Source organism: Dysgonomonas sp. 521, assembly GCF_010501055.1.
Taxonomy (GTDB): Bacteria; Bacteroidota; Bacteroidia; order Bacteroidales; family Dysgonomonadaceae; genus Dysgonomonas.
In genome coordinates, this window is sequence record NZ_QVMO01000094.1 from 1 (window position 1) to 13,104 (window position 13,104).

General features: G+C 29.5%; 14 protein-coding genes. 8 read left to right on the forward strand and 6 right to left on the reverse strand.

Annotated features, from left to right (window positions below; translation table 11 throughout):
* Nucleotides 1–84 precede the first annotated feature (84 nt).
* Both D0T84_RS18880 and D0T84_RS18885 read left to right on the forward strand, forming a co-directional pair.
* Entirely contained in the window at nt 85–1,935 is a 1,851-nt protein-coding gene (locus D0T84_RS18880) for a recombinase family protein (protein WP_163309413.1), read from the forward strand.
* Between the two features lie 135 nt (nt 1,936–2,070).
* Nucleotides 2,071–2,673: a hypothetical protein gene (locus tag D0T84_RS18885; RefSeq protein ID WP_163309414.1), complete on the forward strand. Its 603-nt coding sequence runs from the start codon at nt 2,071–2,073 to the stop codon at nt 2,671–2,673.
* A 109-nt stretch (nt 2,674–2,782) separates the two neighbouring features.
* On the opposite strand, the gene D0T84_RS18890 is transcribed toward D0T84_RS18885, so the two are convergent.
* The gene (locus tag D0T84_RS18890; RefSeq protein WP_163309415.1) at nt 2,783–4,081 is read right to left on the reverse strand and encodes an AbiH family protein; all 1,299 of its coding nucleotides are present in this window, start codon (nt 4,079–4,081) and stop codon (nt 2,783–2,785) included.
* Between the two features lie 145 nt (nt 4,082–4,226).
* Here D0T84_RS18890 and D0T84_RS18895 point away from each other — a divergent pair, with 145 nt between their 5' ends.
* A complete protein-coding gene (locus tag D0T84_RS18895; protein ID WP_163309416.1) occupies nt 4,227–5,606 on the forward strand; it encodes an HAD hydrolase-like protein in 1,380 nt (459 codons plus the stop codon).
* Nucleotides 5,607–5,651: 45 nt separating this feature from the next.
* Here the strand turns inward: D0T84_RS18895 and D0T84_RS18900 are convergent, their stop codons facing one another.
* A complete protein-coding gene (locus D0T84_RS18900) occupies nt 5,652–7,292 on the reverse strand; it encodes a serine/threonine-protein kinase (RefSeq protein WP_163309417.1) in 1,641 nt (546 codons plus the stop codon).
* Nucleotides 7,293–7,321: 29 nt separating this feature from the next.
* Nucleotides 7,322–7,870, reverse strand: a complete 549-nt coding sequence (locus tag D0T84_RS18905; protein ID WP_163309418.1) for a hypothetical protein — start codon at nt 7,868–7,870, stop codon at nt 7,322–7,324.
* 185 nt (nt 7,871–8,055) lie between these two features.
* Here D0T84_RS18905 and D0T84_RS18910 point away from each other — a divergent pair, with 185 nt between their 5' ends.
* The 4 genes from D0T84_RS18910 to D0T84_RS18925 all read left to right on the forward strand — a co-directional run bounded on the left by D0T84_RS18910 (nt 8,056) and on the right by D0T84_RS18925 (nt 11,042).
* Nucleotides 8,056–8,487 carry a hypothetical protein gene (locus tag D0T84_RS18910; protein WP_163309419.1) on the forward strand — a complete coding sequence of 144 codons (432 nt, stop codon included), beginning with the start codon at nt 8,056–8,058 and terminating at the stop codon, nt 8,485–8,487.
* A 373-nt stretch (nt 8,488–8,860) separates the two neighbouring features.
* Nucleotides 8,861–9,100: a hypothetical protein gene (locus D0T84_RS18915; protein ID WP_163309420.1), complete on the forward strand. Its 240-nt coding sequence runs from the start codon at nt 8,861–8,863 to the stop codon at nt 9,098–9,100.
* A gap of 8 nt (nt 9,101–9,108) precedes the next feature.
* The gene (locus D0T84_RS18920) at nt 9,109–10,266 is read left to right on the forward strand and encodes a hypothetical protein (protein ID WP_163309421.1); all 1,158 of its coding nucleotides are present in this window, start codon (nt 9,109–9,111) and stop codon (nt 10,264–10,266) included.
* Nucleotides 10,267–10,289: 23 nt separating this feature from the next.
* Nucleotides 10,290–11,042, forward strand: coding sequence for an energy transducer TonB (locus D0T84_RS18925; protein ID WP_163309422.1), 753 nt, complete (start codon nt 10,290–10,292; stop codon nt 11,040–11,042).
* Nucleotides 11,043–11,160: 118 nt separating this feature from the next.
* Here the strand turns inward: D0T84_RS18925 and D0T84_RS18930 are convergent, their stop codons facing one another.
* The 3 genes from D0T84_RS18930 to D0T84_RS18940 form a co-directional block, all read right to left on the reverse strand.
* The gene (locus D0T84_RS18930; protein WP_163309423.1) at nt 11,161–11,748 is read right to left on the reverse strand and encodes a tyrosine-type recombinase/integrase; all 588 of its coding nucleotides are present in this window, start codon (nt 11,746–11,748) and stop codon (nt 11,161–11,163) included.
* A gap of 99 nt (nt 11,749–11,847) precedes the next feature.
* Nucleotides 11,848–12,165: a hypothetical protein gene (locus D0T84_RS18935; RefSeq protein WP_163309424.1), complete on the reverse strand. Its 318-nt coding sequence runs from the start codon at nt 12,163–12,165 to the stop codon at nt 11,848–11,850.
* A 9-nt stretch (nt 12,166–12,174) separates the two neighbouring features.
* Nucleotides 12,175–12,504 (reverse strand): SH3 beta-barrel fold-containing protein, encoded by a 330-nt coding sequence (locus D0T84_RS18940; protein WP_163309425.1) that lies wholly within the window; start codon nt 12,502–12,504, stop codon nt 12,175–12,177.
* 333 nt (nt 12,505–12,837) lie between these two features.
* Between D0T84_RS18940 and D0T84_RS18945 the strand changes: the two genes are divergently transcribed.
* On the forward strand, nt 12,838–13,104 hold a 267-nt coding region (locus tag D0T84_RS18945; protein ID WP_163309426.1), incomplete at its 3' end, for a helix-turn-helix transcriptional regulator.

A 13,104-nucleotide genomic window follows, 5' to 3' on the forward strand; every position in this document is an offset into this window, starting at 1 on the left:
TTTAACTAAGAGTGTAATTTGTTGCTTTCCTTTTTTTATTCTATCTTTGAACTCTATTAATGTAGAATACAGCAAGATAAAGATATGGAAAAGATTGCAGCATCATTATTGAGGGTATCGACAACCCAACAGGAATTAGATTCTCAAAAGGATGATATTAAAAAAGTGGCAAATCAGTATGGCTATGAAATTCCTGAAAATTATTTTTTTGGTGAAAAAATAAGTGCCACCAAACCACAATTTATAAAAGAACTTGATATTGATGGAAATGAAACAGGATATTTAATAGCACAAGATGACAGTAGGAGTTTACAGAAATTAAAAGAAGCCTGCCAAAATCCTAAAACAAGGGATCAAATTTCTGTTATTTTTATATGGGAAATCAGCAGGCTATCACGTAATACAGCACTGCTATTAACCCATATCAATTTTTTCAACACATTAAAGAAACCAATATATTTTATCAATGAAAGACTTTGGACTTTGGATAGTATAACAAAAGAAGAAATTTTTCAAACACAGATGGTATTACCACAACTTGCCATGTATGCTGAACAGGAATATCATAAGATAAAAGAAAGAATGCAAAGGGGGCTAAGATATGCTTTTGAACATAATAAAGATAGATATTTTGGAGAAAATATAGCTTATGGTTTTAAGTTGGAATCAGATGGAAAAAATAATTATTTGGTGGTTGATAAAGTTGAAAAAGAAGTTATAGAAGATATTTTCAATAAATACATTAATGAAGGATGGTCTTTTAAGAAAATAGCAGATTACCTAAACAATAAGAAAATTCCAACAAAAGATAATAAATTATGGATTGATTCAAATATTTCAAGAATAGTTAGTAATAAAAGGCTAATTGGCAAAAGAAACAGATCAAATATGACTGTTGATTCAACTCCAATAATTGATGAAGATATATATAACCAAGCTCAACAAGTTCTTGAAGACAAGAAGCTAATCTATGGAAGAAAAGAAAGAACACATAATTATCCCCTTAAACCATTAATTAAATGTGGCTGCTGTGGTAGCAAACTGCAAGGTGTTGTTTCTTCTTCAAGAAAGTTATATTATTGTAAGGAATGTAATATCAATGTAAATAAATTCAGGGCTGATGGTGTTGTTTGGGATGCAATTAAAGACAGTGATACCCTTTCATGGTATTTGTTGGATAAAAGAAAAAATAAAAAGAATTATCAATCTGAAATTGATGAATTAAATAACCTGATTAACTTAAATAATGTAGGTGTTGAAGATAGAAAAATAAGAAAAGATAATGTGTTAAAATTGGTAGGAAAAGGCAGATATTCCTTTGAACAAGCAGATAGTATAACAGATAATTTAGATAAAGAGATTGCAGCATTTGATAAAGAAATCAGGAAATACAGAAAACAGATTAACTTATTGGAAGATGAATTAAATGCACCTGATTTAAATGTATTTGAATTAGAAAAAATGATTGAAGAAGCAGGTGATGATTTAGATAAGATTAAAAATCTACTCAAAACATTAGTACAGAATATTAATGTTTATAATCCTGATGACAGATATGTTGTTTTAGAAATAGTGTTTTATAATAATCATTTAAGCAAAGATTCTGAATCAGTTAAGTTTGGTAATATATCTACCTTCTGTATATTACATAGAAGGTCTAAATCAAAACAATATATCCAATTAAAAGGATCATCTTTCAAGTATGATAAAACTAACAATGAATTTTTATCTTATAATAATGGGAAAATAGAAAATCATAGTATTGAATCTTTTATGGGTTCCACTTTAACCAATAATTTTGAATATATTGAAGTTGATCCATATTCAGCAGAAGTTAATGAAAGAGAAAAAGAGAGGAATAAGGCAGAATATGATAAATATGGCAAAAAGTATAAAGCCAAATTGAAAGAGTTGAAAAAGAAAAAAGAAAGTTAATCCTGTTATAGGAAAAAGTAATTTAAGAATTGGCACTATGGGAAATAATTATTTCCTTTGTCTTGAAAATCAAATGATTATTTATGTAATTTTTCTATTCAAATATATGTACAATATAATCTCAAAATATCAAGTATGTTAGAATTAATAAAAGAAAATCAGGTATTAATAACTCTTCTGTTTAGTGGTATAGTAATGTTATCAACAGTAGTTTATGCTATTCTAACATGGAAGTTGGTAACAGAAACAAAACAAATGAGAGTCAGCCAATATGAGCCTTATATTATGTTTTATCTTTCAAAAGGAGAAACCATTACTGAATATCTTTTTCTCAATATTATTAATGTGGGACAAGGAGTCGCAAGAGATGTGAAGTTTGAGATATTGAAAGATCCAATGTTCAAAGACAGTAAGATAACAGATAATTCTTTTTTTGAACAAGGTGTTAAATACTTTCCTCCAAATAAGAATTACAGGCATTTTTTAGGTTCTTGGCAAGGTTTAAAAAAAGATGAAATTCTATCTCGCAGTCTTGCTATAAAGGTTTCCTACAAAGATATATTTAGAAAAGGAAGGGAAGAAACATTTTCATTAAGTTTTTCTGATACTGAAATTGATGGAAAATTTACTCCTCCTGAAACATATATAGGGATGATTAGTTATGAACTTAAAAAGATTGACACATCTATTCAAAAATTGAATTCCTCTATTATTAAAGCATCAAATAATAATCAATAAAAGTCTATTTTTTTAATGAGGGAATATATAAACCATAAACAGTAATTAGTAATATATTGCTAATTATGCTATTCAATGAAAACTGAATTTAGAATAAATGAAATTATCGTTATTCTATCAATGGTTCACAGAACATTTTATTTACAACTCTATCTCTCATTAAGATTTTATTGGTAAAATTACGAGATATACTTCTTACAATATCACTATAATTGTCTTCGCTATCATTTATTTTATGATAATAAGGTTTGATTGATGAACAATTCTTGTGTTCAAATAGGGTATTTAAAAGAGTTCTGTCTGATATTCCACAAGAATGTCCCAATATAAAAACTTGATAAAGATCTGATTCTATAAAATTAAGCAGTTTCCTATAATTATCAGTTTCAAGATAACGAACAGATTTCATATTCTTAAGAAACTCATTATTGTTGATATTTTCAAGATGATGATAATCATCTCCCAATTCGTCCCCATAGCCAAAAATTATAGGATTATTACTGTTTTTGATTTCTCCATGTATATGTATAACATTGATAATAGGGGAAGGAATTATATATCTTTCTTCTGTATGAGTATAATTAAAATTTAAAATTAAAAGATTTTCTGGAACCATAAAAAAATCAGGGATTCTGCCCTTATCTATGGATTGAGACAACTTTTTCTCTCTATCAATTTGAATTTTGCTATGAGAAGATATAAATCCTGAAATTTCATCTAAGTCAAAAAATAAGTCATTATATGCTTTTTGATAATCAGATATCATATTTTCTGTATAATTTGTCTTTTTCTTATCAAAAGCAATATCTATCTTGTTTTTAATATCTTCCTTGATGGATTTTATAGATGAAAGTGAAAAATCTTTGATTTTAAATTTAGAGTAAATTTTTTCTTTTATTTGAGGATTAAGTGAGTTGTAGGTGTTTTTTTCTTCTACATCTATAAGATAACTTTCAAGATATTTTTCAATTTGTTTCAAATTATTGTTTAGAAGTTCTGCTGTTTCTTCATGGGCTTGAGGGTTAATTAAGTCAGTAATTTTTTTGAGTTGATTAAAATAAATTTCTTCAATATCTACCCATCTTTTTTGATCACTTAATTCATAAGTTATAGATTCTAATAGCTCATTAGTAAATGTAATTTTAGCAGAAGCAGAAGGATAAGAATAATTGAAAGATTCAATTTTTTCTTTCAACTCTTTAAAGGAATTAATTTCACATCCTCCCAAAACATGAGCTATGGTTTGAATATTAGTTCTAAATTCAATATTTTCATCTTTATAGGTATTTCTTACTTTTAATGCCTCCTGCGATAATTTTCTATAATAATCATCAATGAAATTGGCATATTTAGTTGGCATTTCATGAGCTATGTCAAAACCATTTCCTATAAGTACAATTCTATTCATATCCTTTTATAATTGATAAAATACAAAATTACTGTTTTTTAGAATACTATTCATTGAATACTTCAAATACCCTTCCTCATTGAAATTATAGAAAATATCTTTTCAGGCAATATTATTAGTAATATATTGCTAATTTTGTAGCCTTATGAGAATAGAATTTAGAATAGATGAAATTTGTAGGCAGAAAGGTATTACACTTAAACAAGTTGCAGAAGGTGTAAATATTCACCCTGTCAGTTTTACCCAATTATTAAGTTGCAAAGGAAACCCCACCTTTGACACCCTATCTAAAATTGCATCTTATTTGAATGTTGATGTATCAGAATTGTTCAGACAGTCTGCACCAACAATTGAATTAAACAAATGGGAAATTTACGACTATCAGGATGTAGTTACTTTCAGAAAATTGGATGACGAATATGGAGCATTATCTAATATGTCAAGGCAATTTGGAATAAAGCTATTTGATATTCAGTTCATTGCTTCTGAAATTTTGTACATGATAGCAGGATTTAAAGATAAATCTATTCAAGAGGAATTGCTTAAAGAAAATAATCCTACCAAAGCCAAACGTATATTTCGTCATGGTGATTATCTGAGAAAACATTGGAGAAAAGATTGGAATAAATTTAATCTCGAATGGATGAAATTCTGTATTGTCCAAAAATATAAACAAAATCCTCAATGGGTTGATTTGCTAAACTCCACAAAGGGGAAACTTATATTAGAAGATTCCACAATGCAAACAGGCTTTACATCCTCTTATTGGGGAGCGAAAGATATCCTTAAAAGTAAATTAATCAGGGAAGAGCGTAGCTATTTGAAGAAGAATATAAATTTATCAAAAGAAGAAATTGAAAAGCAAATTGAAGAAATTTATCCAAATCTTGGTAATGGTTATTTTCAGGGAGTGAATACTATGGGAAAGCTCCTTACCTTATTAAGGGACAATAATGGAAAATTAGATTATAAACTTCCTGATGATATTTATATATTAGGAAATAAGATACCATCTACACCAAGTACAATAAAGGGGATAATATTTGATTTTGATAATACATTGATAGAAAGAAACATAAGCGAGCCATCTAGATTAAAAAGAGATTGGAAGAGTGTATTTATGTCTATTCCTCAATTTACTTTATATGGTGGGTTGGATAAAGTGTTTAAGTATATAAGAGACAGTGGTATCATTGTTTCTATTGTGAGTTTTTGTAAGTCTGATTTAATTGAAGAAACATGCAAGCATTTTAATATTCCATTTGATTTTATCATAACTCAACCACAAGCAAGAAAAAAAGACAAGACTGAAGGGATAAAAAGGGCTTTAGAGAAAATGAACATACACCCAAATGAAGTAATATCCTTTGGAGATTCTGATATAGATTATAGAGCCTCAAAAACAAACAATATTAGATTTGTTGGGTGTTTATGGGATAGCAAAAATAAGGAGTTGTTGGCAAAAAGTGGTTGTGATGAATTTATTGAAACCCCTGTTGATATAATAAAATCTATCAACATGTAAACATTAAAAAATCATTTTTATTTGTTTGTTTTTACACAAAAACTATTAACCTCCAAGTTTAATTTGAATATAGGGATTATCTTCTGTACGATACTGAGGAGCAGCCCAATAGCTGAAGATATCACTTGTCCAATCATTGATATAGATAATGTTATGGTCATATTTCTTGTTTTTGGAATAATATCTTTCCTCAAATTGGATTTTGTTTTCAAAAAGATGTTTGTATTGCCTGTATGTATTTTCTTTTTTTTGTTCGTATTCATTGAATAATTTGCCATCAAGTTTAGCTGTGATTATAGGATAGTCTTTCATAAATACAATGAATTTTTCAGCCATTTCTTTGTCTATCAGCCTATATACATCTTTTGCATTAGTAATATTGTCAGGGATGGTTTGATTTTTTGCTTTATCCAAATAAGCTAAAAACTGCTCACGAATGTAGGGGAAGGCTACTACCATATACTCAGTCCCAAATATATGATTAACTTCATTTCTCAATTTATAATCTTCAATGGGTTCTATCCATTGTTTATAAAACTCACGTCCCTGCTTATGTCTCTTTTCCTGATCTTCCAATGAATAAACAACAGGCTTTGTAAATTTATAGATTTTAGTTAGTTCTGTCCTCGCTTTTTCTCTAAACTCATCGCAAAATGAATCCATTGAAACATCCTTTATTGTAAGTTCGGGACGAACTATCACAGTTGTAGGCTCTGAATTGATGGACTTATTTTCAATATTGGGTTTAGTTGCTATATCCTGACTAATACTATCCTGTATTTCTTTGCTACCTTCTTTGTTTGTATCAGAAACGACCATCGCCTCATCCTGAACCTCCCTTTGTTTCTCAGAATAGGGCTTAACTAAGAAAAACAATCCAACACATAAAACCACAAAACACAGCAACCAATATTTAGCAGGCTTATTTTTTGATGATTGGGCAATGTCTTTCTTTAAGGAAGCAATATCAAAATATCTATTCTCAATGCTATCACTCAGGCATTTACTTACAATTGGTCGATAGTTAGAGGGGATTTTGGATAATGATTTCTTGTCTGATGTTTGAGTAAAAACATACAATAAAATCATTCCAATGCCATAAATATCAGTTCGTTGGTCTATCTTCCCATTATTGATTTGCTCAGGTGCAGCATATAAATCTGTTTTGCCAATTGTTAAAGTTTGGTAGCAATCAGAATAAGAGAACCCCAAATCTATGAGTTTCACATTGCAGTCAATGTGGGTTATTAGAATGTTCTGAGGTTTGAGGTCTAAGTGAAGTATTTGTTTGCTGTGCAGATATGATACAGCAGAGAGTAATTGATTGATAAACTTTTCTACATGCTGTTTTTGCTTGAAATAGTCAGGATTTTGCTCTATAAACTCATCCAAAGTAAGCCCATCAATAAACTCAGTGATGAAATATGTTCCTGTCTCATCTTTCCCCTTGTTTATATAGCGTACTATGTTAGGATGTTCAAGATTAAAACCCAAATCAAACTCTTTCTCAAAAGCAGACAGATAGAAAGGGTTGCGGTTCAATTCCTTTTTGGGTCGTTTAAAAAAATGCCACTTCCCATTGATGCGCACCTTATAACAATCGCTTGTACTTCCTTGCGAATGAAATTCAGTACAATCATCAAAAGGAAATGAAAAATCTATCTTCCCAAAATCAGAATTGTCCATACCTAAACTAATTGGAATGCAAAATTAGCTTATATTTTTGATAGGGAGGTAATTCCTGATACTTTTCCTGCTGTAAAGCTGCCTAAGTCTATATTGTTTCTATAAACATGTTCAACAATTAAAGGATAGTTTAGAATGAAATAGTAAATTTCTACTTCATCATCTATTTGGAGTTTGCTGTTCTCGCTTGCGATAATCCTGAATTTTCTATCTCCCAAGTGCTGAAGGGAAACATTTCTATTTGGACTATAAGTGAAGTTAATTTTATCTCCAATTTTCAATGAATCAACTTTAATCTCTTCAATACTTGTATAATCTGAGTTTCCTTTTTTATTCAAACTCATCATCAACTCATCCCAATTTTTAAAATCAATGTAGCGAGCGACAGCATCCAATGTGAATAGTCGAGGTTCCTGAATAGCCTTTACAAAGCCTAAGAGACGTTTAAGTGTAGTTGTGCTTACCCTTTGCCCTGTGTTCTTCTCTATATCATAAGACAGGTACTCAACATCAGAAGGATAACGAATTTCCTTTTCTAACTTAGTCTCTAACAATTCTTTGATAACAGGAGATAGCATATTTTTTTGTTTGCAAAGGTAATGAAAATATATCAGCAAAAAATGAATGAACAAAATGAACGAAACGATTAAAATGAATGCAAACTTATTCAAAATAAGCACATTACTTTTGTTCAAAATTAATCTTGGAGTATGCTGAAAATCCTAAAAAGAGTAGGCGAACAATTAATAACAATGTATTCTATATGAAAAAGTATCTAAACTTTGGAGTGTTGGTTATGGTAATGTTAGCCTTGTGCATTAATCTATCGTCTTGTTCTGATGACGATGACGATAATGGAACAGATGGGAATGTAGTAGGCAAATGGAGCTTGGTTGGAAGAACTCTAAATGGCTCTTCTGAAAGAGTTAATGCTTCTGATTTCCTTGAAATTAAATCAGATGGAAGTTTTTTAGAATATGATGCAGGGGATTATGCTGTTGGAACATGGAGACAGGCTAATGGAAAGTTAGAGATTAATTATGATAATGAAAAGACTTTTGAATTATATCCCAAGCAAGGATGGATAATATTTCTTCCTGTAAGTTATAACATAGCTAAACTGACAGATAAAGACATGGTATTAAAAGCTACTGTATTAGGATTTGAAGGAGTTCAAACCTACAAAAGACAATAGATAAATTCATTAAGCAACAGCCATTTGAGAGGTCGCTTGCTTGTGTATCAGTAAATTTGTCTATCTTTGTATCGTGCTTAGGCACAGACATATTTTTGTGATTACACAGGAAAGTGTAGCTTGATTCTCGCAAAACGAATCTGACAGTTCAACAAAGCAAGAGAATAGGGCAAACTTCTCCTCATCATATCTCTATATGGTGTGGGCTGTTGCTTATATTTGATTGCTTGGGGCTTTGTCAGAGCCTGTTTTGCTCAAGTATTAAGCTAACAGCACCACACTTTTCTTTTTTATAAATCAACTTTTCTTTTGGTGCTTGAGAAAAAGGAGTTTCTGAAAATCCTTTAAGAGAGTAAGGCATGGTAGAATAAATATGTTAACACAAGAGCAAATTCTAAGAATTAAGGAGATGATAACTCCTTCTTTAAAATTAGTGGAGGATGATTTTAATAACAAAAATGAGATTCCACAAAAAAATATTGATGATACAGTAGAATCACTTATTAATCAATGCTTGCAATCACTATTTAGAGATGAAGAACGTTTGTTGTATCAACAATTACAATCTGACATTAGAGATTATATAATCAAGGCTTTCAAAGATTTTCAATGAATATAAATATGAAAACAAAAAGCCACATTATTATCCTAATTTTTATAGTTATAATTTATTCTTGTAAAAGAAGAGATGCAGAATCTGTTTCTGAAATAGTAGCTCAAGAAGAAATTGCTTACCCTCCTGAAGAAATTGTGGAAGATATTGAAGTTTACAATACCTATCAACTTAAGAGTGCTATTTCAGGAAGAAATTATGAGAGAGAAAAAATCACTATGACTGAAAGTGATAAATGGATATTGGGTAGATGGATAGGGTATATTGAAGGTCAAAAAATAATTTTAGGATTTGAGGAGGATAGGTATATTTTAAATGACGAGTATGAAGGTTCTTATATTATAGATTATTATGCAACATGGGATAACTTAACTTGTCGTGGGGATAGAAATTATAATCTTTATATTAATCGTAATGATAAAAAGCTAAAATTGAAAGAGTATGGAAACCAATACATTTTGGAGAAAGCTTCAAATAATGCAACTGATAAAACTAACGATTTTGAAATAGAAAAAAAATATGAATTGCTTGGAGAATGGGTACATATAACTCATCAAGAATGGGGAGACGAAATAGATCATACATTAGTTTTAGAAGACAATGGTTTTGCTAATTATCGTCCTTGTCATGATGATTGTGGATATAATGGAGAATACACTATCAATAATAACTATGTATATTTCAAAGGAGAAGGAATTGTTGCTAAATTTAGTATAAAAGAAAAATCATTATTGACAGAGAGTGGTGTAGAGTTAACAAAGGAAGAACAAAATCAACCTCAAAAAGAAGACTTTGAATATACCTATGAAGAAATAAATATATTCAATGTAGAAAAAGGAAAGAATTGTCTTCTTAATCGAGGATTTGAATATCGACAAGGTCGAGATGCCTATACTTGGAATTTCTCTCAAAAAAACAATTCAAGGAACAAGATAAAGGCTACAGTAATAGTCTATACTATACCCAATAATCCCAATATTAATACATATATTGAAGTGAGTAGAGGATATTATGAATTTGAATATATTGAAACGAACACATTAAATGTAGTAGAATTCAAAAAAACACAAGGAAATGGTCCTGATGTAAATATTAGGGTTATTGATTGTGGTAATATTATCGCTATTTTCCCCAACAATAAGGCTGTACGCCTAAATCAACGATAATTTTTTTAAAAAATAATTCAAATATGAAAACAAGAAACTATTTTTTCATACTGCTGTTTATAATTGCTATATGCTCTTTTTCTTTAAAAGCACAAAATAAAGATAATGAAAACATATTTTTATCAAAGGATAATCCTGACTACAAACCAAAAATGGTTAGTGAATTTACTGATGAAGATGGTTTTTATATTCCAAATGCTTTAAGTGATACACTTTGGACAGGTATTGTGATCTATCCAACAAATATTTATAAAAATCTCAATATACAAAGTAAAACAGACATCGTTTTAAGTGAAAATACAGAGGTATCTGTATTTAAAGAAGAAAATAAAATGGCATTTATCAGAGTTAAAGGAAGTAATAAGAGAGGTTGGATTAAATTGGAGGATATAAAAAGAATCTCTGACAATAAAGATTCTAATCCTACTGTAAAAACCCACGAAAACTCAAATAATATTACTTATGAAAGTTCAGATGTAGAAGTATTACCATATTTTAAAGGTGGAGAAAAAGAAATGATGAACTTTCTTGCTCTAAATCTTAAATATCCTTCAATTTCTGTGGAGCAAGGGATTAGAGGAACTGTTATGTTGCGTTTTCTCGTAGAAAAAGATGGAAAGATATCTAATATTACAGTGCAACGTTCATTGGACAGATATTGTGATGCAGAAGCCATAAGATTAGTAAAATCTATGCCTTTATGGATACCAGGTCGAAAAAGTGGTCAAAATGTTTCAGTTTATTATATACTTCCAATCCATTTTAGATTGAATTAGTACAATATCTTTCATAAATCCTTTGCGCACTTGCACAATTTGAAATTGGCAGCCTCGACTTGTCTTAAATCCCTGTAAATTCAGGGATTTTTTCTTATTTCTAAAAAACAAAAATCAATCAAAACCCAAGCAAATCATAAGTTTCCAATAATTCCTCCTGCCTAAACCCAAGATATTTTCTTGTAGTTTTAACATCTGAATGGTTGAATAACTCAGATAGTTTAACCAAAGCTAATTCAGCGTTAGAACCTGCATTGTTATAAACTTGTCTGCCGAATGTTTTTCTCATGGAATGGGTTGAGAAATTTTTGATTTTGAGATTATACTTTACCCTGATTTCTTTGAAGATAACATTTATTCTCTGAACTGAATAAACAGTTTCTTTTTGGCTTGTAAAAATAAAGCCATTTTGGTTGGCAGGTTTTATTTGCTTGTGGCAGGATAAAATATGTTTTTTTAGCTGACTGTTAATTTTGATGGTGCGATTTTTCTGTGTTTTCTTCTCAACAATATTCAAAATATCAGTATTAAGGATATCACACCATTTCAATTTTAATAAATCAGAAATTCTAATACCAAAGAAAGAACCCAAAGCAATCAATAATGAAAACTTATAATTTTGATCTTGATACAGTCTTGAAATTAGCAATATATTACTATCCCATTCTATATAATCAGCAGTTGTGTTTTGAAATTTTAAGCTCATATAATATTCAGTTTTGAGGATTATACATTAAAAGTGAATGTGAAATTTTAGGTGAAATATTTAATCATTTGTTTGTCAGTCACTTATCTGTTTCACTTATTATAAAAGTGAATATTCTTGTTTTACTCTATTTTCGTAATCCCTTACTTTTTCTACATTGGAATCAATGACATTAACCAATTCATCAAAGAAAATTCCTTCAATCTCTTTTTTAATTTCCATTTTGGAAGAAAGAAGAGTAATGTCAAACAAATCTTTTCCCTGATTATATTCAACTTTAATCCATCCTTTGAAAATGAATCCCTGAACTTTGAACATTAAACCATTTTCAAGAGCCTTTGGGGAATTAAATCCCCAACTCCACATAATATTTAACTGACTTCTCAAAATAGAGAAAATGTATTTTGTCATTTCCATAATTGTTGATTAATTTAGAATTGTGATTAGGTTTTCATATTTAAATGACCTCCAAGCTTGTTCTTCTATATCAAAATATGCCTGACAATTATAAAATTTGCGAGGTTCGCCCAAGCCATTAATATTTTTTTCAACTACTCTGTTTAATAAAGTTCCAAAAGCTTCTCTGATAGAACCATCTTTCTTTTTATAAAGAAAATGTGCAGTTCCATTTGATAATCTTAATTGAAGTAATTCTATCAGTGAAGATGTCGTTAGGGATTGTTCAAGGTTATACCCCTTTAATACCATTGTCTTTGCTCTGTCTAATACAGCTATTTGATTGATTGTATTTTTCATATTAATACCATTTAGAAGGTTTATTCCAACCCATTAATTCATATAAAGTTTCTAATGCGTGAACTCTTGAGAAGCATGAGCAAACCTTATTACCTTCTGAGTTCCAAATACCCCAACCTGAACCGCTACACCCTATACTATATTTTCTATTTTGTTTCATATTTGTAATGCTTTATTAATTATTTATACAGCAAAGATAATGGTTTAATATTACATATACAAATAAAATAAGATAAAATGTAGTGGTTTATTGTGTATTTAACATTTATTCGTAGTGGTAAATGGATTTATATATTTACATTTGCATAAATAAACCATTACAATAAATATGAGATGGAGGAATTAAGAGTAAAAGAGATATTAAAACAGCAGGGTAAAACAATGCAGCAACTTGCTGATATGATTGGTATAAATCGAGTTAACTTATCCAATTCTTTAAATGGAAATCCAACCTTAGAGAGATTGAAACAGGTTGCTGATTGTTTGAATGTTAATATAAAAGACTTATTTATATCAACCAAACCCCAACAAATGGAAATGGTAGGAATTATCAAATATAATGGAGAAATATTTGATATAAATGATTTCAATGATTTGGAG

Excerpts from the sequence above, each read along its gene's own strand:
- D0T84_RS18880 (WP_163309413.1), top strand. The coding sequence starts at position 85 with ATGGAAAAGATTGCAGCATCATTATTGAGGGTATCGACAACCCAACAG.
- D0T84_RS18885 (WP_163309414.1), top strand. The coding sequence starts at position 2,071 with ATGTTAGAATTAATAAAAGAAAATCAGGTATTAATAACTCTTCTGTTT.
- D0T84_RS18890 (WP_163309415.1), bottom strand. The coding sequence starts at position 4,081 with ATGAATAGAATTGTACTTATAGGAAATGGTTTTGACATAGCTCATGAA.
- D0T84_RS18895 (WP_163309416.1), top strand. The coding sequence starts at position 4,227 with ATGAGAATAGAATTTAGAATAGATGAAATTTGTAGGCAGAAAGGTATT.
- D0T84_RS18900 (WP_163309417.1), bottom strand. The coding sequence starts at position 7,292 with ATGGACAATTCTGATTTTGGGAAGATAGATTTTTCATTTCCTTTTGAT.
- D0T84_RS18905 (WP_163309418.1), bottom strand. The coding sequence starts at position 7,870 with ATGCTATCTCCTGTTATCAAAGAATTGTTAGAGACTAAGTTAGAAAAG.
- D0T84_RS18910 (WP_163309419.1), top strand. The coding sequence starts at position 8,056 with ATGAAAAAGTATCTAAACTTTGGAGTGTTGGTTATGGTAATGTTAGCC.
- D0T84_RS18915 (WP_163309420.1), top strand. The coding sequence starts at position 8,861 with ATGTTAACACAAGAGCAAATTCTAAGAATTAAGGAGATGATAACTCCT.
- D0T84_RS18920 (WP_163309421.1), top strand. The coding sequence starts at position 9,109 with ATGAAAACAAAAAGCCACATTATTATCCTAATTTTTATAGTTATAATT.
- D0T84_RS18925 (WP_163309422.1), top strand. The coding sequence starts at position 10,290 with ATGAAAACAAGAAACTATTTTTTCATACTGCTGTTTATAATTGCTATA.
- D0T84_RS18930 (WP_163309423.1), bottom strand. The coding sequence starts at position 11,748 with ATGAGCTTAAAATTTCAAAACACAACTGCTGATTATATAGAATGGGAT.
- D0T84_RS18935 (WP_163309424.1), bottom strand. The coding sequence starts at position 12,165 with ATGGAAATGACAAAATACATTTTCTCTATTTTGAGAAGTCAGTTAAAT.
- D0T84_RS18940 (WP_163309425.1), bottom strand. The coding sequence starts at position 12,504 with ATGAAAAATACAATCAATCAAATAGCTGTATTAGACAGAGCAAAGACA.